Raw genomic sequence first — 24,462 nt, forward strand, 5'->3', positions numbered from 1 at the left:
ATACTTTACCGCCCTGCCCCTTCAGCGCCTCGGCGGGAGATAGAGCCCTTAAACAATCACCCAAAGAGATTCACGAAATCCAGGACCTTGCCGAATTCGATCTGGCGGCCTTCCAGGCCTTCGTAGAGGGCATCGTGGCGGACCAGGACGGCGGTGAGGTCGGCCTGGGCCAGGGCAGTATCCAGGTTCACCAGGGCCACCTGGGGGTAATCACTGAGGGAGGGTGGCAGGGCATCCGCATGGGGCTCCACCACCAGAATCCGGGCATTTGACGACTGCGCCAGGCGCTCCACCACCCGCACGGCGGGGCTTTCCCGGAAATCATCCACATTGGGCTTGAAGGACAAGCCCAGGCAGGCCACCACCGGCTGCTCGAGCCCCTCGAGCTTCTGGCGAATCCGCTCCACACACCAGTCGGGTTTCATTTCATTGACTTCCCGGGCGGTGCGGATCAGGCGGGCGGTTTTGGGATCCTGGGAGACGATGAACCAGGGGTCCACCGCAATACAGTGCCCACCCACCCCGGTACCCGGCTGCAGGATATTGACCCGGGGATGGCGGTTCGCCAGAGCGATCAGCTCCCAGACATCAATGTCATGATGGTCACAGATCAGCGAGAGCTCATTGGCGAAGGCAATATTCACATCCCGGAAACTGTTCTCCACCAGCTTGCACATCTCCGCCGTGCGGGCATTGGTGCGCACCAGCTCGCCCTTGACGAAATGCTTGTAAACCCGGGCCGCGGCCTGGGAGCAGGCATAGGTCATGCCGCCGATCACCCGGTCATTGTCCACCAGCTCCCGCAGTACCTGGCCGGGCAGCACCCGCTCGGGGCAATGGGCGATGCGGATATCCGAGAACTCGCCTTTCTGGTGGGGGAAGGTCAGATCCGGGCGGGCCTCGGCCAGCCACTGGCTGAGTTTTTCCGTGGTGCCCACCGGTGAGGTGGATTCCAGAATCACCACATCCCCGGCCTTGAGCACGCCCGCCACATTTCGGGCGGCAGACTGGATGAAGGAAAGATCCGGCTGGTGGGCACCATCAAAGGGCGTGGGCACGGCAATCAGAAAGGCATCCGCCGGCTGGGGGGCCGTATGGGCGCGCAGCTTGCCGCCCGACACCGCGCTACGCACAGCCATGTCCAGATCCGGCTCCACGATATGAATGCCGCCGGCATTGATGGTCTCCACCACCGAGGGCAAAACATCCACGCCCACCACCTCGATGCCGCGCGAGGCGATAACGGCCGCTGTCGGCAGGCCAATATAGCCCAGGCCGACAACCGCAATCCGCTCAATAGCCATGTCTGGCAAGTACTCCCTGAATAATTCTCGGGCAGGCGGCACCATCGCCATAAGGGTTGTGCGCCCGACGCATTCGATTATAGGCATCCGGGTCGTCAAGGAGTGTCGCGGCCGCATCCACGATCCGCTGGCGGCTGGTCCCCACCAGCTGCACGGTGCCGGCCTCAAGGGCCTCCGGCCGCTCGGTCTGCTCCCGCATCACCAGCACCGGCCGGCCCAGCGAGGGCGCCTCTTCCTGGACACCACCAGAATCGGTAATTATGAGGGATGCCCGGGTCATGAGAAAGACAAAGGGCAGATAATCCTGGGGCTCAATGAGATGCACATTCTCCCGGCCACTCAGGGTCTCGCGCACCGGCTTCTGCACCCGGGGGTTGAGATGCACAGGATACACAATTTGCACATCCGGCCGCTCGGAAAGCTCGGCCAGGGCCTCGCATATCCGATCAAAACCGGCCCCGAAGCTCTCCCGCCGATGCCCCGTCACCAATATCAGCCGACGCGAGGGGTCCAGAAAGGGAAAACGCGCCGCCAGCGACTCGGCCAGATCCGGCTCCTGCTCAATCCGGGCCGCCATCCGCAGCAAGGCATCGATGACGGTATTGCCCGTCACCTGAACGGCATTACTGGGCACCCCTTCCCGCAGCAAGGACTCCCGGGCCCGCTCAGTGGGGGCAAAATGCAGATCCGCAATCCCACCCGTCAACTTGCGATTGATCTCCTCCGGCCAGGGCGAATAGATATCCCCCGTCCGCAGCCCGGCCTCCACATGCCCCACGGGCACCTGGGCGTAATAAGACGCCAGACTGGCCGCCAGGGTGGTGGTGGTGTCCCCATGGACCAGTACCCGATCCGGCCGCCACTCCGCCAGCACATCACGAAGCCCGGTCAGCACCCCGGCGGTAATATCCGTCAGATCCTGCCCACCCTGCATGATCCCCAGATCAAAATCCGGCTCAATCCCGAACAGGGCCAGCACCTGATCCAGCATTTCCCGGTGCTGCCCGGTCACACACACCCGCGCTTCAATCTCCGGCGCATCAGCCAGCGCCTTGACCAGCGGCGCCATTTTGATGGCCTCCGGGCGAGTACCAAACACAGTGAGAATCTTAAGGGGCGCTTCCATGTGGCTCCTTCCTGAGAGGGTCTGAGTCATCCGGCGCAGTCCAAAAGCATGACAAAGCAGTCGATTATACCGATTCAGGCCCCACGATTGGCCGAACCGGGCCAATCAGATAGCAGGACCCTCCAAAAAAGGGCTAAGCTGCCCTTCGATAAAGCGACGCTCATCTTCATTTAAAATCTGGCGATACACACCGATATTTTCAGAGGACTCCTCCGGCTTGAATTGACTGCCTTCCATCCGAATACCTCCGGACAAACCAAGCTTTTCTGCCAAGCGCTGGCGCAGGCCCTCATTCAAGACAAAGGCCTCGAAGCCCACCACCGTTATTCGCTCGTTACCCGGTACCTGGGCGCCGATTGCCTTATCCAGCATTCGCCGCTGACTCGCATAGCGGCTGGCAAACCGCTCCACAGGCGGCGCGGAGGCGTTCATTTTCAGGGTGGCATACACATCACGGGGGTCGCGGACAACGCAGACCATATCGAAGCCTTCCATGTACCCCAACCCCTCAAAACCTTGACTGCCGAATTTGAGCAGCTGATCAAACAGGTACAACTGGCCTTCGCCGTAGGACTGGGCATAGAAATCAAGCGCGCCGCCAAAGGTATTTCTCAAGCCGATCTCATCAACGCCTTGGCCCTCGCGGTACGCTTCTGCAATCAATCTCTCGAACTGCCGACATGAGTACAGAAAAGCTTCCCAAAGTTTCTCGCCGGACTCTTCCCTCAGGAACTGCTCATACATCCGGTGCATCGGCGCATTGTCGGCAGGCCAAACCCCGAAGTATTTCTGCAGCAGAAACAGAATCAAGGCGCGGGCACATTCGTCGGCTTGTGAACAATGCTCGAATATAGGCGCGATGCTCCAGTTGCCGGTAAACGGCCTGAAGCCACCTCCCACGGGAATCACATCATCCTGATCACAGAAAAAATCATAGACTGCGCTCGCCCCGGACCATCCCATCCCGGACACCGTCACCTTGTTGCGTCGTGGAGCAGCATCCAGGCCAACAGAACCCCGAGCCCCCTCTCCCTCCCGAACAGAACCAGTGGAGATGCTCACCAGCCGCTCGAAGGCTTCAAGCATCAGTGCAGCAACATTCGGATCCACGGCCCGAACGCGCAAAGCCTTTGCAGCAAGATCAAGGGCGGCCTCACGGAACCTGGAATCCAGGGGAAAGGCAGCCAACGAGTCACCCACCTCCGTAGTAACAGTCACACGCGCCATGGCGTGCTGAATAGAACGGCTTAGAACTTCAGGGGAAGGGCCTTCATCATCACCTCCCCAGCTCAGGCCGTCTTTCCGTGCCGATAAACTGGATTTGAGCTTCACCAGCCGCCGCACAGCCCGAAAAATCCGGTCTCTCTCAGTATCGGGATCGCCGAGCTCAATCAACTCAAGCAGACCGCGAACCTCCCCGGCATCCAGCACCATGCCGGCTTTCATACGGAGATCAAGCAACTGGGATTTGACTTCCAAGGCCCGGGGATAGGCCGCCTCAGCATCCTTCAAGACCTGCAGTGCCTCACCATAGGCTCGACTGCGCTTGAGTCGGGAGACCTTTGCCAGCATCCTCTCTATCTTCATGCCGCTCTCCGGGCAATGGCCACATTCCCTTACGACCTCTTACTACGCCTTCAGGTGATCAAGTGACTTACGAAGCTTGAAACCCTCATGCACAGAAGCAGCCCTAATCCAGACGGCAAAATGCCTCCAATTTGCCGTCAGCCTGCATTTCCTCATAAACCTCAAGCTCGGAGGCAGTATCCACCTCCAGCCAGCCATTTTCGACCAGAGCCGCACGCGTGTCCCATCCGGCATCGATCAGATGCTGGATAAAACTGGTCATATACATGTTGTCGAAGTCCTTGCCGTCATACTCGGCATTCCGATCCATGCCCTGATACGCCGTGACAAAATCCTTCACCCGGTCGCCGCGAATCTTGATCAAACCCATGTACTGGGCCTGGGCATCGTCATAGGAGGTCGGCTCCTTGCCGAGCTCGGTGACGCGATTACCATCTCTCATCTTAAAGGTTTCGGCATCGGAGAGCGGATCATCCATCCGGGTTTCCCAAAGCCGGCGCCACTCGCGATCGGCGCCCAGAACGATCTCCCCTTCACCTTCCAACACGGCCTGTAGGACGCGATCCTCGAAGACGATATCCCCATAGCTGATGAGCAAACCATTCCCAGGCGTCATCTGATCGGCGGCACAGAACAGGGTCGCAACCATATTGGTTTGATCAAAGCGTGGGTTGGTGATCACCGCCACATCCGGGGCTTCCAGGCACTCTGCGCGATACCCGCCAACCAGCGAAATATCTTCCACCCCGTTGCGGCGCAGCACATCAATCTGCCGATGCAGCATTGGCCGGCCAGCGAGCAGGACCATGCACTTGGGCTTATCTTCCGTGTAGGGACGAAGGCGGGTGCCCTGCCCCGCGGCAAGAATAATGGCTTTCATAATCAGTTCCAGAATAGTTGCGAGATAAGTTGCGTGTCGGCATCAAGGAAAGGCGTCTCCCGCTCAGGGTGCCACATGATGGCAAGCCAGGGGAGTGAGGTATGAACGGCGGCCTCGACGGTACCATCATCGGCACGGGCTCGGGCCTTCAGCTCCTGGCCAAGCCCATCTGAGGGAACCGCCCAATCGTGAAAACTGTTCACTTCACGGTAGGCCTCAAAAAGGGGGTCACCCCCTTCGGGCACCACCACGTGCCGGGTGGCCACATGGCCTTGTACAGGCTGGAGACGGCCACCCAGGAAATGATTCATCATCTGCATGCCACGGCAGACCCCGAGCACGGGCAGGTTTTGTGCCCGGGAGAACTCCAGAACGGCTGCCTCGGTGCGATCCCGCTCCGGCGCCGACCGACTGACGTTAGGCAAATGTGCCAGATCATTGCCACCGCTCAAGATAAACCCATCCAGACCCAGATCCGCCAGATAAGCGCTCGGGTGCTCAAGGCTATTGGGCAGCGGGACAGGCACGAGACCCAGGGATTCCAGCAGGCGAAACCAGGCCTGATCGAGGCAGTCACGGCGTTCGCCGTATCTATCGATTACTTCAACTCGTTGGGAGACACCAATTCTCACGTGTTACCGCCATAAATCGGAGAAGACACCTTAGGCCTCCTTTCGAAAAATTTTATTCTTGACGAGTTCGGTATATCGTCCAGAGCGTCGAACCAGACGCTCTACGATCATCTCTACCTGTCGCGCTTCAATTTGCTCGTCAGTATACATATCGGCCGTGGCGGATATCTTTTCCGGATCAAGGCTGGAACCACGAAGCCGCCAGCCATAATCATCAAAATCAAAATAACCGCCAGGTTTCAGTAGTCGATCCGCAAGGAAAAAGGTCAAAGCATCAACCGCCCAGGTGTGAGCCCCATCCAAATAGACATAGTCAAATATGGGATAGGAAAATTGATCCATAAGCTTACCGAGAGGCCAGTTATAGGAATCAAGGAATCGCTGAGTGGAACCAAACCGTCGGACTTTCTTATAGCCCTCTTTCTTCAGGTTCTCCGCGACATAGTCAACGTTATCCTCATAATCAAAAAGGAACAACTCGCCCTTCTTGCCTAGAAGGCGGGCCAACTGGAATGAAGTACCACCCTTCCATATACCAATTTCGGCAAAGCGAAGAACCCCCTTATCCGGAACATTCATCAAGCCACTGTGCTTCTCAATGAAGTCAATCGTAGTCTTGTTGTACTTCTCGGCAAACTCGCCGGCGAGGATTTTTTTGGGGTACCACTTTTCCATTCGAGGCCCTCTGGTCGTCAAATAGGTTCGCCAGCTATCGGAGAACCTGTATTTTTCTATTACCCGCATCCAGCTCCAATACCTGCGCGCCGGAAAGCTGGGCGTATTTCGTCTCACCCACGCCAATAGCCGCTGGCAGACCAAACTCGGCCGCCCGAATGGCCATGTGGGAGTTAGCACCCCCATACATGGTTATCAGCCCAGCGATACCCTGACCGAAGAGCCAATCATAACCTGGGTCCGCCTGGGGGATCATGGCAATCTTGCCTGACAGCTTGGGTGCTTCCCGGCTCCCCGTCTCGGCGAGATCGACACAATCAGCCGTGATTCGGCCACCACCGATGAAGTTGGGCTGGTTTCCCGGATACATGAATACGTCAAAGTCGCCCGCATCAAGCAGCAGAGGTGGGAGCTCAATCACGCTTGCCATGTGTCTCAGGCGATGGCCAGCATAGGCACGATCCTTCAACCACTGGGCAATATCCGAGGTCACCACGCTGCCGGTGCGTAGGCCGAAAAAGGCATCCAGCGGCACATTGGAGATTTCTTCACGATCGAGGCCGTGGCTTTCACCAAATTCCGCCAGGCAATCGAGTGCAGCGGACAGGTTGCGAGTAAACACAAACTTCGCATACTCCCGCCCTTCAATCGCCTCCCGCATGAACCGTTCCACCGCATCAATGTCATCGGAAAGGCCTACCTCAGAGACAGCTTTGCCGAATGCGCTCCGGGCCGCATCCCAGGCACTGGTATCGGCCTGTTCCGGCATCTGGCCTTTGGCACGCTCCACGATCGGGCGCAGGTAATGCTCTGGGTCTTCAAGATAACTGGGGGAGGTAATGTCGTAGGTGCCGGGGCGCAGATGGCCATAACGGGCGACGAAGGCCTCCCAGCTCATCTCACCTTCGGCGGTCGCGGCGGCATCATGGGTAAATCGATGCGTGACCGTACGGATGGAATTGAGGAAGGCATCCATCGCCGCCTTGTCCATCACTTCGGTTTCAACCGCTGTTTTCAATAATGTCACAGCGACGAAGGCACTGCGGGCAAGGTGCGAAAAGGCCAGTGTTCCATAACGCTGGCAGTCCTCCAAGAGTACGACAACCCGTTCCAGCGCCGGGATGTCAGCCGCCATGATCCGGTCGAAACGAGACTCCAACGTATCCACAGACGCCAGATCATGGGCATTACGTCCAAGCGCGTCGCGCGTAATACCTTTGAGGGCATCGCGGAGCTGGGCAACCTCCTCAGAGCTGAACCCACCCTCATCGACCAGCCGACGTTCCCAGCGCTCAAAATTCAGCCCATAACAGGTGGGTACTACATCAAATTCGACCTTGTCATGGAGATGCGGATTCGCTTCCAGCCATTCCAGGTAGAAATCTACCAGTCGGCCAGCTAGCTCATCATCCAGTTTAGCCGGAACAAAGGAATTGAAACTCGCACGGATATCCACATAAGGGTGACCTGCAAAAGCAACCAGTAGAGGGTGTGGCCGAACATCACGATATCCGTACTCAGCCCGCTGCGTGGCCCAGACCTCATCCATAATCAAATATCGGTATAGGCCCATAGCCAAGCGGCCCGGCTTAGTACCAATAATCTCAGCAGGATTCCAATCGGGCATGACACCAAAGAACGCGCGACGACCAACAGTGAATGGCGAAGGTGTCTGTAGCGCCTGAAAACGATTCCTACCGGTCTCAATCAATGCAGCTACATCGCCATCCGACACTTCCCACTGCTCATGATCCACGGCAATGGGGCGCACTTGGAGGATATGCACTTCACCTGCCGAACTGATGGCGAATTCGATATCAAGCGAATCGTATTCCAGCAGACGCTCGATCTCGCGCAGGGCGGCCGGCAAGCCACGCACCGATTCCGGAATACGTTCCGGATCCAGCTCCGCCCCCCGGTAGATCACCAGGGTCTTGTGTTCCTTGCTGGCCCCACTGGTGATGGACTCGGTACTCCGAGTCACATCATCGTAGTTGATCACATAATAGGGGGCGCCATAGGCAAGCGTCCGGGTGAAGGCCACCCCACTCGCCCGCACATCGGCCACCATGGGCTGGACCAGCACCTGGTTGGCCGGGTTGCCGTCCGGATAGGAAGCCACGACTTCTTCAATCGCCTGGCGTAGGGCGACTGCATCACTGCTATCCACATGCAGCACACTGGTATAGGCACCGGCATTGGCAGAAGAAAAACCATCTTCAGAGAGTGCACTACTTCGAACCACCAGCGGCTTTCCATCAAAAGCCGCGGCCACGCGGCGAATCACCTCGGTCGTATCGGCCTGCCACTGGGCGACCGTGAAGGTGACCTGATCCTCAATGCGGCTCTTCTTGACAAGGCCCTGGAGGCGGTAAAGTGTCTGGGCCTTGGTGCCGAGCACGAAGTGGGCAAGGTCCCGACTCTCATTGAGCTCTGCCCAATCGCCGGCCACATCCACAGCGCGCACACTAAAGCCCCGGGTCCGGAGAAACTCCACGAGCTGCGAGAGCTTGGCACGCCGCATGCGGCCAGCCAGAGTTCTTGCCTGATCTTTCAGGAAGGCAACCACGCGCGGCGAGAAACGCACCAGGCCGATGAACTCGGCATCGGCAAATTCCGGGTCAATATCGGCACCCAGGCGGGTAACCGTCCCCTCATGCAGGTTCAACTTCTCGCAGCGAGCAATATCTTCTTCAGTCCGACCTTCGAAACGCTTGCGCCAATGCGTATCCGCGCCAACAACTATATCGGCGTCAACTTGCCGCATTTCCCGCACGACAGAGTCATGAAATAGAATATCGGCATAGGACACGTAATGATCGACCACGCCTGATAATGCCGCTTCCAACAAAGAGGCGGCCGCCCCCGTTTCCTCCCACTCTGGATTCACCACGTAGTGGAAGTCCGGATATCGGCGGGCCACTTCCTCAACCTGATAACCACCAACAAAGTGGATCTCGGGTTTTAGGTCGCTGACCGCCTGAAGGAGCCAATCAAGAACACGGCCCTCGCCGGTTGTTCCGCGCAGCGCCGTATGCTGCTGTCCACGGAATGGGCGGCCCGCGCCGAGGACGACCAGCTTCGGGGAGTCATTGTGCTCCGACGGGACGCGCTTAACACCTGCCATACTCTCGGTATCCTATATATAGACAATCTTCAATTATCTAAAACTAGCCGATCATGCCGTAAGCGGCCCCATTATGTGGACAACGCAAAAGAGCCGATTCTAGCCGGAGACACAATAGGCTCCAGCGACTTTACTACGCTAAACTCCTGACTATGCGCGCCGCTCAATCTGTAATGAAAAGCGAATACCCTGCTGCCGAGGCCCAGCGCGGCTTACAATATAGACAAGCCAATCATCTGCTAACACTTGTATAGATCTCCGGCAACGGCCAAGCTAGTTATTTAATACGCCTTGAATCACCTAGCATAAACTCAAACTCCACAGGATAGTGATAGGAAGGAAACGCAGATCCAACACGAAATCCAAGCTCACAAACCTGATTTATTTCTCCGCGACCGACGAGAACCGCCCTCGTATTTGCGCCAATGCCTCTACCGTATCCATCATGGAAGAAATTGTGCTGCGTCAACCAGCGACCCTTCCTGTTATTCGCAATCCATTCATCACTACTATCGATTCCGCGTGTTGACATCTTTTCTGACGCTAGGTCTAGCACTGCACTCCACTCCGGATCACTAAACGGCTTACAATTCGTATCACCCCCCATAATTACCACCTCTGAGCCTTCAACCTTGTCACACACATAATCAATCATTTCGATGCCGGTAAGCTCTCGATATCGCCTAGCGCTGGCTGCATTTGAATTTCTCAACCGGAAATTCAAAACGTTTACATGCATACTTTCACTTGCGTCCGAAAATCGACCATGGACGAACAGAGTACCGCCCGAACCCGACACTCCAGTAGAGTCCGTCTTGAAATTAACCACCGGGTCTCGATCAAGCTCCGGGTGCCATTTTTCTGGGTTGTACATTATTGGCACCCCATCTCCGCGCTCGTTCGCGCAAAGTGCTGCTGAATTTGGCCAGAGCTCAAGGCCTGTCGCACGCGCAAGGTTTTCCAACGCGGCTGCTTCTGCGCACCCGAAGTGCTGCAAATTCACAAAATCATAATTACCAGCCAGTATAATCGCGCTGATCAATTCGATCCTCACTTGCCAACCAACATCTTGCGGCAACCCGCTCAGATAGCCCTTATCCAGCATATGCGAGGGAGCAGACATTGCACTAAAGCTAAGCACCCGAACCGTAGTAGATTCAGCCATGAGTAGAACCCTCCTCACTCACAGACTGCCCCTGCAGATAGCTTGACAATCTTCCATCACCTTCTATAGCCACCACGATGTCATCCCTCAGGTCGCTTTGTTTATACAACCCAACATTCTTCATTGAATCTCTCGGGTTAAACTTGGGGCCCGCCTGCGAGAGAGGCTCCTGACCACCAGTAACCCAAAGAAGCAAACGCCTCCGCTCTTTGCTGTCCTGCACAAACTGTTCAAACTGAACAGTTTGTACTGCTTTTGTTAATTCACAATCAACGACGGATCGCTCAAATTTTTCAGTTTTCTCCAAATAATCACTAATAAACTCTCCAGCCTCAACCTTTCCTTTGCCTTCATCACGCCTAGTAATGTACACATCTCTGGGGTCTCTAAAGGACACGCACATCTTCGATCCAGAAAAATTACGAATAAGGCAGGCATCCCAAGCTCGGATTACGCTATCGAGAAGTATAGGGACGCTTGGTTTTCGACCAAGCGAGTCGGCCATTGCAGCGATTACTGGACCTAGTTGAATAGGAGCCTGGCGCACCCCTTGATCCCTTCCTTTCGCCAACCCCAAGAACAACGCTTTCAATTCATTCAAAATCCGACATCGAGCGCGGACATCCGACACTTCATCCACTACCCCACTAACCGCATCAGGCCGCTTAGTTCCAAATGGAATCCCGAGATAATTGGACGAAATAAACCGAGCCAGAGTTTCGATCCATTCTCTCTCGCTGCTTTTACTAGCATTAATTACGCCAATAAGATCCGTTCGCGCCCCACTGATCCATAGACAGTCTTTCGGAAACCGGAATGCGTTCGTATGAGCCTCTAAGTAATCTGCTATTGCCCCAGCTCCCGAATAATGAAATCCTGAAGTAAGCCAAATACGAGGATAGGTTGCCGAAAGACTAGAGCACCGTCCCACACAGTCCGCCGGGTCTCTTATCTTGCAGAATATTTCGAAGATAATTTCTTTTTCATCAGACGACAAAGATGAATTATCACAAATAATCTCTGCTAATTTAGGTAGATTGCTACTCGTTATAGATTTGCACTCAAAAAGAATCCTCTCACCTTGAGAAATTCTTTTTAGCATGTTAAATGCTTTTTTTTCATACCGTAAAATCTCTGCATCTTTCGAAATAGACGAATAATATTCGTTTACAACCCCACCCACCTCGTCATATCGCTTTGCTTTATAGGAGATTTTCACATACTCACGCAAAACTGACGGCGATACTGCCGAACCCGCACTATTAATATATGTCTTTAATGCACTCAAATACCGTCCACGACCAGAGAATGAATCCAATTTGAGCAAAATAAGAGGATCTTTCGGGCATTTTGAATAAAGCTCTATGCTAGACCATTCTTTGATAAGCAGATTCGCGCAATACCGCGCCTCGGCTCGAGTCGACTCTCGACGCATATATCTATCCTTGGTAAATGCTGCCGTTAACTCTTCTAGAACAAATGCGCGCGTCGGAACATCACTGGAAACGGCTATCTTCAAGATCGCTTCGATTGCGCGTGACCAGCCATATATCGTCGAAAATGGAACCAATAACCCGGAGGCGTGCTTGGATTGACCAGGCATCAGAACTGCACGTAACAACTCACTTGCGACTTGATCAACACTTTCAACGCTATTTACGTGACCACCGACATGCGTTAGCATGAACTTTCTTTTCATTCGTTCATAACAATCATCACAATCCTCAAGTCGATAAAATAACATTTCACTCCATCTCATCGACTCAAACGCGGGACCAAGGTCACCAATAAATCGCCACGCCTTTGGGCTGACAAAGTACTCGGAAAGATACTCATAAGCATAAAGCGTTGACAGCGCTTTCCTATTATTCTTAAAGCTCGCCAAAATAAGCGCGCGATACACGCGCTCGCTTACTGCAGGTCTCTCAAGAGCAGCGATTCGCTCAATTATATCTAAAGCTTTAATCCAATCGCCGCTATCTGCAGCATGCCGGTAGTTCTTCCACATATTTCGCCGCCCATGATTACTAAATCAAAAGCCTGGAATCACAGCTTAGGCGGCCGGACTCAAGAGCATCCAGCTATAGCTAGCGCTATCATTCCAGGCACGAAAACTAAGTCCAGGCCAACCACAGTTCCACCAATCACTCACTTTCCCCTAATTGATCTGTCAGCTGCTCAGCTGCTGCGACTACATCAGTAAGCCTTTCGAGATCATGAGTCGATTTCACATTCAGGTTAACCGGCGCCCACTTTTCAACATATGCGGCACATGTCGCTGCCTTCACATCTGAAAACGACAATGCGTCATATTTGAGACCAGATGACCTACAAAGCTCCGACCAATATCGAGCCAAAGCAGCCTCGCCTCCACTCGACCCACGCGCAATATAGTAATAAAGCCAATACAACTCATATCCTACGGGCCCATAGAATACCCTCCCGAAGTCGCGCAAAGATACGACGTCCGAGTCAATTGAGATATTCCAATGATTGAAATCGCCATGGGTCAGGACCATTGGCAGGCTCGACAAATACTCGGAAACAACAGACCATTTCCGAGAAACAACATCCAGACGCTCCCACAAAGAACGGAGCGATGCGCGACTCGCGCCGCCGAAGACATCTACTAAGGTTGAAAGCGCCGGAACTTTTAGTCCACGCCCTTTATCGAGAACAGGCACACTGACTCGATCGTTGTCCCGATAAGGATTGGCGCTATGAAATTCGGCCACCGCATCGATAACGAGACGCGGCACAGCCCGGCAGCTGCCACCGGGATCCACATTCAACCGATTGTCCTCCAAGCAAGGAAAAAATAGGTAAATCCTTCCTTCAAAGCAAATGACTCTCTCCGCAACAACCATGCTGTATAATTGGCCACGCGGATTAACATTACCTTTTTCAACATCTTCGAATAGCTTCGCTTCTGCCCGCTTACTGCCATCGACAACCTTCAAAAACTTGAGAGTGTCACAACCATAAACCTTGCCGGTATAAATATTCGCAGATCCCCCTGTCTTCGGCTCGATCCTCAGATTATCAAAGCACTCTCTTTCACGAGACATTCTCTCAAAGTCATCTCTTACTGCGGAGACGTACTTTTCAAACTCTGCTTTTCTGCGGGTGCGATTAGCGGAAACCCTTAAGGCTTTGACTGGATCCATCACGAACTATTTCTCTTACAATTTAAATTTAGAAGGAACGGCATACACAATCACCCTTGATCACCCTGCTCCGCTACCAGCTCATTCAATTCAGCTAGATAGGATTTTGGCATTCTTTGACCCTCGGACGGATAAACATCAGGCAGCTGCTCCAGAGACAAGGACCGATGGCGGCTACGAAACAACTCTCGGTGCAACTCCCTCTTTGAAAGATCCGATGTTATTCTACCTTCCGTCACATCGTAGATATCTGCCGTAAGATTCTTTCCGGTAAATGGCTGAAAAAGCACCGGGTACCTTTCCCACCAAACAGAACCACGCCCCCCAAAATGCTTAACACGCTCAATAAATTCGGTATCAGCGTTCTTCCAAAGGTTTTCATAGTATCCGTAAATCCGATGCACATCCGCTTGTGCACACAGAGAGGCTGTGCCATATCGATCGGCCTTTCCATCAAGCGGTAGCAAACGAAAGTCCCCGTCCACTCGAACAATATCGCCGAACGTCACTTCGACTCGAGGTATATCCAAGGAACTCAACTGCACAGCTGCTCGCTGAGATACACTAAAATCGTCAGAATCATTTACAAGATATACGCCATCGTTCTTAACTTCATTCGATATTATTGAATTGCGTATCCTATATGTTCCGATATTTTGCTCATTGCGCCGAACTGTCAGGAACAAATGATCCACTAACATATTTTTAAACTTCATGGCTACATCAACTGAGCCATCCGTACTACAGTCATCTATCAGGACCACTTTGCACTCAGGATAAGTCTGCATAGCCACCGAATAGAGCGCAGAACACAAATGCTCTTCTTTATTGTGATTCGACATAGCGAAAGTCACGCCATGGGACGCGTCACTCCAGAGCGGCCTTGAAAGCTTGCGAACAGAGAGGATCATTCTCGGAACACTCCACGGACCATCCAACTGATCGCAGGACTTCACGCTGGAGCTTATCGGCTGAATATCGACGATGAGCTCGCCGCCATCTGCAAGTTCTAATCGACCGGGCCGACGATTTTCCTGCGGGCAATCCCTTTGACTAGCGCTACTTTCCTTAAAACCAGATTCAAGACATAAGATACTTTTGAATTCTGATACGGGCAGCCCGCCAACCAGGAAAGGCAAGGATTGAAATTCACTCAGGCCTCCAAACCTTTTCAAACCAGTATCTGTGACGAATAGGACTGGACATTCTGACACATCTTCAGCAGCACCCTGCAGCATGGGGCTTGCGGAAACAGCGGAACGGGTATCTTCATCGGACCGAAAATCATCTGTTCTTACAGAAACGGAGACCCGACCATGAACGATACCGGATGGGTCGCCAGCCTTGCCAAAATCAATAAGATCGCGAATCAAGAAGGGCCAGCGATTCTCAAGATCGCTCAACTTCAAAAATACCAAACGGCGGGCGTTTTCCCGGCGAGCACATTCAAGCGTATCCGACATAAACTGACCACGCTGATCTGAAATATACGCTCGATCAATTAAATCCTGGCTGAACAGCCTCTCCCCAACATCTGATTCAAAAAAGGCGTTAGGGCCAGAGAAAGAAAACATTACACCTAAATTAAACCGCTTCCGTAACGCACGTAACGAAACCGAAACACGGTCGACAGAGACAATCGGCCTGTCCTGAACAACAACCAGCACTAAATCAGGTAAATTACTCAATCGCTCCCCCACGATGCCAATCACAAAGCCTTGCAAACATCAAGGACGGAATATCCGTAGTTTGCAGAGAAATATTTCTCCAAGGCTCCTACGGCATCGTCATTTTTATTTCCACTACCGCTTGAGTTATGCGCTTTATAAAGACTTACGTCACGATATTCTTTCGAGTAGTCGACCACAGGGAAGCTCTCATAATCAGACGTAGCTGCCTTTGGGCGTAGGACAATCGATCGGACACCGTTCAATGCCGTATGCCACTTTATCCACAAATCATCGGCCGTAGGCGCAGCGTCTAGCGCACCACCCATATCCATGAACTCATCAGTAAAGAAGCTAGTGGAATAAATCACCCCATCTTTCCCGGTGGGGACGTTCAAAAAACTCGGTTCTGGAACGCCTAGTTGCCACTCAGAATAGGGTGCAATTTCATTCTCGGCTAAGCACATTCTTCGCCCGCGGAATGCGACCACACACTTGGACCTGAGGTATTCCTGATATAGACGCTCGAGAAAATAGTAAGGATAGAGCGTATCGTCATCTGCAGTGACGAACAGCTGGCCGCTGGCAGATTCTTCTCCGGCACACTCTTCCACATAGGGAACAATTTTCCGATACGAGCCCGTATTCCTGGTCCACTTAATTTCGACCCGCTCCATTTTGCGGATCGGTCCTAAGCGAGGGTCTTTTCTACTCACCCCATTATCTAGCAGGCGTGGATCTTCCGAGAGATACAGAACAATCCGCCTGGGAGTGAGGCTTTGATTACTCAATGAATGCAAGACTGGGATAATACGATCCAGCCTGGAGCTGATTGTTGTGAGAGTCACATCTATCTGAGGAGAAGATTGATGCTCGATCGCTCCGGCTTCGGGAGCCTCGCCGGCTTTTCTGGCCTCGCAGAGGCGAATATTATAGTCGAGCAGATGCGCAAGCTCTGGTGTTTGAGCTTGTGCTTTTCGATATTGCGCCAATGCATCGTCATAGCGCGCCATTCGCATTAATTCATATGCAGCTTCGAGAGTCTGACTCATAGCTCACTCATTCCGTGTTTTCAGATTTCCGTCCTAGTGTTATTCGACGCCCATTAGGACCGCGCCTTTTTCGAAGGCCAATTCGGTTCTCGAAACGCTCAATCCGCGTCGATCTGCCTCTTGCTCCCACAAGTTAAGCACAGCAGCCTCGTCGTCCCTTTTTGAGTCATCCATAAGAAAGTCGACCTGATGGCCCGCGAATCCTTTCATGATCACGGGAAATGCAGGATACCGTGCGTTTTTCGTGGTTTTTCCGGGTGGGCCGTCAACCAGGCAGAGAATCTTTACTGGATGATCACTCATGCGATGAGCAAGAGATTGGATCACCTGTTCACAGTCATAGTAGAGATACTGTTCCCCATTGCCGCTTCTAAAGTCCATGAGGGGGGCATGAACAAGCTCTACAAACTCGGCTAAACCAGCACGCTGGAGATTCTCAGCTGTCTTCTTATAAAACTCTCGCATATGCTCGAATGCGACAATTCGAGGCATGACATCTGCGCGAGCCAACTCCTTTGCAACCTGATGAGTGGGCACCCCTGAACTCAACCCCTCCGACCTGGGGTCTGCAGTCGTAGTATGGTGGCTGAGCTCACGGCGACTTGCACTAACATCCTCCATGCCAGCCGATCGCATCTTTTGAGCAACCGCATGCGCCATGAGTACAGTCGAGCTACCGCTGCCAAATTCAACGATAAGGTCGTAATCTCGATCATTTATTAGGCGCATCAAATAGAGTGCCAGGTCAGGTGATATCGGCCATCCGTGGAGGTCAGGCAATATCTGGCCACTCTCCATAAAGGCGTTGAGCCCGATATAAGACTCTACCTGCTTCGCGGAATTATCTATGCGAGATACGATCTTATTGAGGACACGCCCTTCCATCGCCTCCCTAGTCTGCTTCTGCTCAGCCGCGACTTTCTCAAACTTTTCAGACTGGGCTTCCAGAAGCTTCTTGAGTTCCTCACCAACTGCGGGCTGTGATTGCGCCTCAGTCTTGAAGCGCTGCGCTTCTTCACGCGCTTCACGGAGCTTTTCCTCAATGCGCTCGCAACGCTTTTTGGCGTCCTTGGCTTCCGCTAAGGTATTCTGAGCCTGCTCTTTGTATTGACCACGCTCGACCCAGGTCTTTTTTAGCTCACCCTGGACTTTCTCGAGCTCCTTGCGGATGGACTCGTGCTCGGCAAGCTTTTTCTCCAACTTGCTAGCCTGCTCGGCTTTTTTCTTTAGCTCCGCCAGCTTCTGGGCGCTGTCTTCCCGCTCTTGTCGCAACGCGGATAACTCGGCTTGAAGGCGCTCAGCTTGTTTTTCTGATTCCTTTAATTTGCCCTCCAGCGCTCCAACACTTTCCTTGGTCTCTTCGACTTGAGTCTCCAGACTTTCTCTGGTGCTCTTCTCGCGCTTGAGTTGCTTCTCAAGCTTTCGCAGTTTCAGGGCGGCGAGGTCCCGCTGGAAGCTTTTTATGGGACGAATTGGGTCGGTATTTTCGTCGGTTGTGCTGAGCGTGTAATTCGCATCAAGCAATCGCTGCTCGATCTCATTGATCGATCTGGCACCTGCGTAGAGCGGTACCGTGGGTGCCTGTACGATCAGGTGGCTGATCTGCTCGATGGCTTCGCTTTCGATCAGCGCTTCGACAATGGCGCATTCTTCGCCGGGCGTTTCAATGACCACGGCATTGAACTGCTCGGCGTCAAGGGCTTCTCTCTTTATCAGTTCATCAATGCCGGTAACTGCATGAGGGACGCGCTTGCGGGTGCGGATACCGGGGAAGAGTTCAAGCAGGCGTTCGGGTTCGCGGAGGCTGCTGGCATCAGGGTAATTGAGTACATGCAGTTCGCCCTGGCCGCTTTTTGCGGAGACGGCATCATCCAGCACGGAGACATCGTCCATGCTCTCGGCCAGGGTTGTGAGGTCTGCCACGCGGACCTGGTCCGCTTCCACCAGGACCACGCGCTGGAAACCGGCGCTGCGCCAGGCACTCAGATCTCGTCCACGGCCTGCCCCCAGGTGGATCAACACACCTGGCTTTTTGCCCGAAAGGTCTGGAATTAGGTTTTTGCTAGCAAGCATGGTTCATCCGAAATGTTATTAAGTGATGAGCGCAAGGGTGAAGGTCCGAGTCACTTTCGACCTTTCAGCCGCCGGAGTATCCGGCCGATTGCTCGGACGGGCCGGGTAAGGCGCCAGGAACGCGAGCGCTTGAGACTGGTGATTTCAGATTCTAGATCATGAACCGCCCGAGCATTCTGGCTGGCCGCCTTTTTCTGGGACTCAATCTGTTTATCCCTTTTACTGACATCCTCTTTCAGCGTCTTGAGCTGCTTGGTGAGTTCTTTGTTACGGGTGGCCTCGTCTCTATGGCGCAGGAAGTAGTCTTCCAGCTCGAGCTGGACCTTGTGGAGTTGCTCGAGCATGGTTTCGTTTTCCTGCTGGAGGTCCTTGATTCTGGCCTCCAGTTGCTCGCGCTCCTTGCTGCTCTGTTCCTTGCCTTGCTGAGCGGTTTCCAGTGCCTTGAGCTGTTTCTGTACTTGTTCGTGCTGGGAACGTTCGGTTTTGAGTTCAGCCAGGATCTCCTTTAAGGAGCTTTCCGATTCGGCTTTCTGCTCAAGGGCCTGGTCTCTTGCCTTCTCGGCCTCGGCGAGCCGAGTCTCAAGGGCTTTTACATCACCTTCTTTGGCTTTTTTTAGCGCTTTTCGGGTGGCTTCGTGGGAGGCCCGTTCCTTGTTCAGGGCGTTGAAGTGTTCCTCAAGCTCGAGTTGTACCTTGTGGAGCTGGGCGAGCATTTCTTCCCGCTCGCTGCGCAGGCTTTCCAGCTCCCGGTACTGCTTGCGAAACTCTTCCAGTTCCCGGCTGCCGCCGCGATAGGCCTCTACCGCCGCACGGATATCCAGATCACGGCTACGATCAGGGTCTTCCGTCAGAGGCCAAGCACTGGCTTCCAGCTCCAGGGCCAGATCGGATATTTCGGGTTCCTGATTTACATGCTGGGCGGCGAGGATGCTGTAGAGAGCAGTTTCGGGGCTGCCTGCTTCTGGCGCTTCTACGGCCTGCAAATTCAGGCCATACCGCCTAGTCAATAATTTGGTAAAGGTCTCGGGGGCAGCCAGAACCTGCTCAAGTTGGACGGTCAGGCAGCGCAAGCGATATTGATTAATTTGAGCGAGTGCAGATTCAGCCTGTGCTCGCCAATTGTCAGCAGCCTTCTCCAATTGCTCGCCTGCGTGCAAGGCGCGAGCGATGTACGCCACCGGGCCTTCCACAACAAAAAGGGCGTGGACACTGTCCCCTTCGTTCATAACCCGGGTCACAGTCGGAGTCGGCTCTTCTGTATCGTTGCTCAGAATAACCGGGTCCCGCGCATCGGGGTCGAGCGGTGGTAAGGCTGTGCCACCTGGGGGTACTTGAGAGAGCACCGCGCCAGCCTGTGATAAAACCTGGCTTACACGGCTGAACTCGCCTACCGGCCAGACTGAAAGCAGCATATGTTCAGGCTGCTGGGATGATATGAGGGTGCTGGACTCTGCTTCAGGTGCCCCGGACATGCCTGCTTCTCCAAAGGTCTCCATCGATTGGGGCATTGTAACGCCTATCAGATGGATCCGGGTATCAGGCGGATTCGCGCCACAACGGTCGGGCGGCATCGAACATGGAGGCATAGGGTCGCTGCCGCTCATGATTGATGACCACCCCGGTTTTGGCCAGGGACACGGAACGGCGCAGCCCCGGGAAATTCTTTCAGCCATCGGTCCCTGGCGAAATCGCCCATCGTCTGACCCGAGTCAAGAGCTCCTAGGGCGCCCGTTGCAACCTGCTTGCCCAATTCCACCCCCATCTGGTCATAGGGGTTAATACCCCATATGAGCGACTGAACGAAGGTCCGGTGCTCATAGAGAGCAACAAGCGCACCCAAGTTCCGGGGTGTGACGCGATCCATCAGGATCAAGCCGCTGGGCCGGTTCCCGGGGCAAGCCTGGTGGGGAGCCATGACTGCGTCACTACTCGGCTCACGGCCATTCGCGAGTGCTGCCATCTGTCCTAGGCAGCTGGCAACTAACTGATGATGAGCCTCAATTTCCTCGGGAATGTCTGGTTCTCGGGCGAGAATGAAATCCACAGGGACCGGATTAGGCCCCTGATGGAACATCTGAAAAAAGGAATGCTGGGCGTCGGTTCCGGTGCCGCCGAGTAAGACGGGACTAGACGCGGAAACGGGATTGCCCCGGGAGTCGACACCCTTGCCATTGCTCTCCATCACCAACTGCTGAAGGTAAGACGGCAACTGTCTGAGTCGGTCTGAGTAGGGGATCACAGCCCAGCTATGCCAGCCAAAGGCAGAAATGTACTGGGCGTCGATCAGACCAAGCAGAAGTGGAATGTTGTCTTCATCAGGCGCTTTTTCGAAATGCGTATCCATGTCGGCTGCACCAGCGAGAAGCTCACGGAAGCCTTTCGGCCCCAAGTGCAGCATGGCAGCAAGACCAACGGCTGACCAAACAGAGTAGCGCCCGCCCACCCAATCCCAGAAACCAAACTGCTGTTCTGGGGCGACGCCAAAACGGGCCACGGCCTCGGCGTTGGTAGAGATGGCGACGAAATGCCGGGCAATGGCCTTCTCGCCCAGGGCCTCGCATAGCCAGGCCTTTGCGCGGTTGGCGTTGCTCAGGGTTTCGCGGGTGGTAAAGCTCTTTGAGACCACCAGGACGAGGGTTTCGGCCGGGTCCAGCGGAGCAAGTACGCGGCGCGCCTGGGCCGGGTCAACGTTGGAGAGGAAATGGACGTCGGGTGCCTCAGGCGCGGTGTCCAGCGCAGTGACGACCAGCTCCGGGCCAAGGTGGGAACCGCCGATACCAATATTGATGACATGGCGAAAGCGTTTTCCAGTCGCGCCTTTCAACTCGCCTGCGTGAACTTGCCGGGTGAAGGCCTCGAGCCGTTTGAGTTCATGACAAATGGCCTCCGAAACGGGCTCACCTTCTGCACGCCAGTCGCGGTCTTTGGAGGCGCGCAGGGCCATGTGCAGGGCAGCGCGGGATTCGGTGTGATTGACCGGCTCTCCGGCAAACAGGCGTTCACGAGCGCCGGGCCAGCCCTGAGCCCGAATCAGGCCAAGGAGCTGTGTGAGAGATTCGCGGTCAATGAAGTGGCGAGAGATATCCACACTCAAGCCGGCGGCATCACGCCGCCAGGTTTCTACACGATGAGGGTCCTCGGCGAACATCTGGCGCAAATGCCGACCACGCCAGTGCGCGGCCAGCCCCAGCCAGCCTTCCGCAGCCGGGGAGGATTGTCCTACTGTGCTTGCCATATCAGGCCTCAGGATGCGCTGCGTTGCTGCTGCAGGAAGCGATCCAGATACTCGCCAAAATCTTCGCCCAGCTCCGGATGCTCCAGCGCCATTTCCACCGTGGCTTCCAGGTAGCCCAGCTTGTCGCCGCAGTCGTAGCGTTTGCCTTCGAAGTTGTAGGCATAGACGGCTTCTTCCAGCATCAGGGTGGCGATGGCGTCGGTGAGCTGGATTTCACCGCCGGCGCCTTTGCCGGTGTTGGCCAGGTGGTGGAAGATGCGCGGGGTCAGGGCATAGCGGCCGATGACGCCCCAGTTTGAGGGGGCCTGTTCGGGCTCAGGCTTTTCCACGATGCGGTTGAGGCGGCGCAGCTGGTCTGTGATGGCATCGCCGGCGACGATGCCGTATTTGTTGGTGTGGTCTTCGGGGACTTGCTGCACGCCGATGAGGCTGTGGCTGAGTTCGTCGAACTGATCACCCATCTGGGCAAGGCAGCCCTTGCCGCCGTTGTGGACGAGATCATCGGCGAGCACCACATAGAAGGGCTCGTTGCCGACGATCTTCTCGGCGCATTGCACGGCATGGCCGAGGCCGAGGGCTTCGGCCTGGCGGATGTAAACGCAGTCCACGTGATCCGGGATGACGTTGCGGGCAAGTTCGTACTTGTCTTCCTTGCCGCGCAGCTTGAGCTCGTTTTCCAGCTCGTAGGCGCGGTCGAAGTGGTCCGGGATGGGGCGCTTGTTGCGGCCGGTGACGAAGATGATGGTATCGACGCCAGCTTCCACGGCCTCTTCCACGGCGTACTGCACCAGTGGCTTGTCCACCACGGGCAGCATTTCCTTGGGGCTGGCCTTGGTGGCGGGGAGAAAACGGGTGCCGAGCCCGGCTACCGGGAATACGGCTTTGCGGATGGTGCTTGTCATAGTGTGCTCCCCTGGCTTCCTGCCAGTTCCCTCGGGGTGCGGTCTGGGCCGTCCCTAAAAAACAACAAGTTTATGTTTAATGAATGCTCTGCAGGGCCTGCTCCCTGTAAGCGGGCAGTGAGTATAGGAGATGGTGTTGTGTTTGCACACCCCTAAAAGCTGATACTGTTTTAAATGCAATAAATCTTTAGGAATTTGGTTGCAAAATGCCGGGGTTGGGGTTAAGTCATTTGTGTGGGGTGGTCGGGCTTTGGCCCGAAGCGTTGCGTGACGAGGGAGGAGGCGGATTCCGGTCATGATCGCGGATGAATCCGCTCCTACGGGGTGGGGGGGAGGGTTGGTTTAGGGTGTCCAGAAGAGGCGTTTGAAAAGAGCCTGGTCCTTTGGGCTGAGGTCCAGGTTTTGAAGGGCCTGGGGCAGATCGCTGAAGGCGTGGCGAAGGGCTTCATTCACTTCTCGCGCCTCGGTGGGAGGCAGGCCGAAATGGCGGGCGGCGGCCAGGGCCTTGTCGCTGCCCGGCCGGGGAAGGCTCACCTGATGGCCAAAACCCAGTACGGGCCAGCTCCCAAGGGCCTCCGAGGGAACCAGGTCATAGGCCGGTGACAAGTGCAGGCCGCCCTCCCCCTGAAGAAAGCTGAAGTTGCGCAGGTGGTCGTCGCGATTGTTGATCGCTTCGTTGAACAGCATCTGCGCATAAAGCCGTTTCAAGTCCCGGGCGGGTTCGGCGCCATGGTGGCGGATAAGCTCGACCAGATCGTCATAGCGCGGATGGGCCAGGTCGGCTTGGGTCTCCGGGTCCTTGAGCAGGGCATTCGCCGAGAGCATGTGGTAGCGCCCGCCGGCCTCGTTCACATCGAAACGGTGTAGCAACAGCGCTTCCAGCTCGCCAATTCGCATGACCCGGTGGGCCGGGATCTGGAGGCCGGCGCGCTCGGCCAGATTCAGGCAGAGGGCTTCAGCCCGGACATGGTTGAAGGGGTCGTCGGCCCGGTTGAACTTGGCCAGCCATGGCTGGCCCCCGTCCTGGATCAGCGCCTTGGGACGGGCGCCCCCGGCCGAGGAGCCTTGCCGCAGTCGCTTGAGCGCGGCCGCCTCGGGAAAGGCCTCGGCTTCCACGGCACGGGCGTCCAGGATCAAGGCTTCAAGGTCGGACAGGGATAGCGGGCTGTTGAGGGCCGGCGGCTGGGCATTGCCGGGCAGTATTTCCATGGCACCGAGGCGGAAGCTGCTGCGCGGTGCCGAGAGTACGGCATGCAGATCGCCCGGATCCCGTAGGGTGTTTGACTGGTTCCAGGCATGGCGTAGCAGCTGACGTTCCCACTGCCCGGGCAGCACCTCATCCAGCACGGCCGGGAGTTCAGGGCCAAGCCATTCCCGGGGCTCGGTTTGCAGGGGGGCGTGTACCGGATTGAGGGGGAAGGCCTCGGGCGCATCCAGCCAGGCGGGCAGATAGCGCAGGCCGGAGCGTCGATGACGGCCCCGGGGGTCGGTTTCAAGCAGGAACTCCGCCACGGGGCGGCAGTGGCCGTCCGGCAGTGCTAGCCATAGGGTGTAGGCCTCAAGGCGGTTGGCGGTACTCATGGGCCGCTCCTGCGGTCAAACAGGGACGGTTCGGGGGGGTGGAAGGCGGCCACCAGGGCTTCGGCCAGACCCAGGAGATGGGCGGCGCGCAGGTAGCTGCCCATGGCCACGGAGGGGTCGCCTTTTTCCATTTTGCGCCAGGTGTAGTGGGAGACGCCGATGCGGCGGGCGAAATCGCTTTGGGTATCGCCGGGAAAGCGGCGTTTGCGGGCGGCGCGCAGGTTGGCACCGAGTTGCCGGGCCAGGGTTTGCAGGGTTTGTTCGGTGGCGGTTTGCATATGCAAATATT

Annotated in this window: 18 protein-coding genes; all 18 read right to left on the minus strand. The window is 55.3% G+C overall.

The window, feature by feature from the left end; translation table 11 throughout:
- Window positions 1-56 precede the first annotated feature (56 nt).
- Entirely contained in the window at window positions 57-1,304 is a 1,248-nt protein-coding gene (gene wecC, locus J2T60_RS09360) for a UDP-N-acetyl-D-mannosamine dehydrogenase (protein ID WP_253448898.1), read from the minus strand.
- Window positions 1,294-2,430, minus strand: a complete 1,137-nt coding sequence (gene wecB, locus J2T60_RS09365; RefSeq protein ID WP_253448901.1) for a non-hydrolyzing UDP-N-acetylglucosamine 2-epimerase — start codon at window positions 2,428-2,430, stop codon at window positions 1,294-1,296. The genes wecC and wecB overlap by 11 nt, the downstream gene beginning before the upstream one ends.
- Window positions 2,431-2,535: 105 nt before the next feature.
- Window positions 2,536-3,942 carry a hypothetical protein gene (locus J2T60_RS09370; RefSeq protein ID WP_253448904.1) on the minus strand — a complete coding sequence of 469 codons (1,407 nt, stop codon included), beginning with the start codon at window positions 3,940-3,942 and terminating at the stop codon, window positions 2,536-2,538.
- Between the two features lie 178 nt (window positions 3,943-4,120).
- The gene (locus J2T60_RS09375) at window positions 4,121-4,897 is read right to left on the minus strand and encodes a phosphocholine cytidylyltransferase family protein (RefSeq protein WP_253448907.1); all 777 of its coding nucleotides are present in this window, start codon (window positions 4,895-4,897) and stop codon (window positions 4,121-4,123) included.
- A 2-nt stretch (window positions 4,898-4,899) separates the two neighbouring features.
- The gene (locus tag J2T60_RS09380; protein ID WP_253448910.1) at window positions 4,900-5,529 is read right to left on the minus strand and encodes a gamma-glutamyl-gamma-aminobutyrate hydrolase family protein; all 630 of its coding nucleotides are present in this window, start codon (window positions 5,527-5,529) and stop codon (window positions 4,900-4,902) included.
- Window positions 5,530-5,559: 30 nt separating this feature from the next.
- The gene (locus J2T60_RS09385; protein ID WP_253448913.1) at window positions 5,560-6,204 is read right to left on the minus strand and encodes a class I SAM-dependent methyltransferase; all 645 of its coding nucleotides are present in this window, start codon (window positions 6,202-6,204) and stop codon (window positions 5,560-5,562) included.
- A gap of 34 nt (window positions 6,205-6,238) precedes the next feature.
- Entirely contained in the window at window positions 6,239-9,331 is a 3,093-nt protein-coding gene (locus J2T60_RS09390) for a PEP/pyruvate-binding domain-containing protein (protein ID WP_253448916.1), read from the minus strand.
- Between the two features lie 277 nt (window positions 9,332-9,608).
- A complete protein-coding gene (locus tag J2T60_RS09395; RefSeq protein ID WP_253448919.1) occupies window positions 9,609-10,496 on the minus strand; it encodes an endonuclease/exonuclease/phosphatase family protein in 888 nt (295 codons plus the stop codon).
- Window positions 10,489-12,504, minus strand: a complete 2,016-nt coding sequence (locus tag J2T60_RS09400; RefSeq protein ID WP_253448922.1) for a hypothetical protein — start codon at window positions 12,502-12,504, stop codon at window positions 10,489-10,491. The genes J2T60_RS09395 and J2T60_RS09400 overlap by 8 nt, the downstream gene beginning before the upstream one ends.
- 136 nt (window positions 12,505-12,640) lie before the next feature.
- Window positions 12,641-13,663: a phosphotransferase gene (locus J2T60_RS09405; RefSeq protein ID WP_253450807.1), complete on the minus strand. Its 1,023-nt coding sequence runs from the start codon at window positions 13,661-13,663 to the stop codon at window positions 12,641-12,643.
- A 50-nt stretch (window positions 13,664-13,713) separates the two neighbouring features.
- Window positions 13,714-15,351, minus strand: a complete 1,638-nt coding sequence (locus J2T60_RS09410; protein WP_253448925.1) for a glycosyltransferase family A protein — start codon at window positions 15,349-15,351, stop codon at window positions 13,714-13,716.
- A 20-nt stretch (window positions 15,352-15,371) separates the two neighbouring features.
- Window positions 15,372-16,382 (minus strand): hypothetical protein, encoded by a 1,011-nt coding sequence (locus tag J2T60_RS09415; RefSeq protein ID WP_253448928.1) that lies wholly within the window; start codon window positions 16,380-16,382, stop codon window positions 15,372-15,374.
- Between the two features lie 39 nt (window positions 16,383-16,421).
- Complete coding sequence (locus J2T60_RS09420; RefSeq protein WP_253448931.1) at window positions 16,422-18,455, minus strand: hypothetical protein; 2,034 nt, start codon at window positions 18,453-18,455, stop codon at window positions 16,422-16,424.
- Between the two features lie 50 nt (window positions 18,456-18,505).
- Window positions 18,506-20,059: a coiled-coil domain-containing protein gene (locus J2T60_RS09425; RefSeq protein ID WP_253448934.1), complete on the minus strand. Its 1,554-nt coding sequence runs from the start codon at window positions 20,057-20,059 to the stop codon at window positions 18,506-18,508.
- Window positions 20,056-21,645: a glucose-6-phosphate isomerase gene (pgi, locus tag J2T60_RS09430; protein ID WP_445376059.1), complete on the minus strand. Its 1,590-nt coding sequence runs from the start codon at window positions 21,643-21,645 to the stop codon at window positions 20,056-20,058. The genes J2T60_RS09425 and pgi overlap by 4 nt, the downstream gene beginning before the upstream one ends.
- A 53-nt stretch (window positions 21,646-21,698) precedes the next feature.
- Window positions 21,699-22,592: a UTP--glucose-1-phosphate uridylyltransferase GalU gene (gene galU, locus J2T60_RS09435; protein ID WP_253448940.1), complete on the minus strand. Its 894-nt coding sequence runs from the start codon at window positions 22,590-22,592 to the stop codon at window positions 21,699-21,701.
- Window positions 22,593-22,934: 342 nt separating this feature from the next.
- Complete coding sequence (locus tag J2T60_RS09440) at window positions 22,935-24,173, minus strand: type II toxin-antitoxin system HipA family toxin (RefSeq protein WP_253448943.1); 1,239 nt, start codon at window positions 24,171-24,173, stop codon at window positions 22,935-22,937.
- Window positions 24,170-24,451 carry a helix-turn-helix domain-containing protein gene (locus J2T60_RS09445; protein WP_253448946.1) on the minus strand — a complete coding sequence of 94 codons (282 nt, stop codon included), beginning with the start codon at window positions 24,449-24,451 and terminating at the stop codon, window positions 24,170-24,172. The genes J2T60_RS09440 and J2T60_RS09445 overlap by 4 nt, the downstream gene beginning before the upstream one ends.
- Between the last annotated feature and the right edge of the window lie 11 nt (window positions 24,452-24,462).

Origin of the sequence: Natronospira proteinivora (assembly GCF_024170465.1) — a bacterium.
GTDB classification, from domain to species: domain Bacteria; phylum Pseudomonadota; class Gammaproteobacteria; order Natronospirales; family Natronospiraceae; genus Natronospira; species Natronospira proteinivora.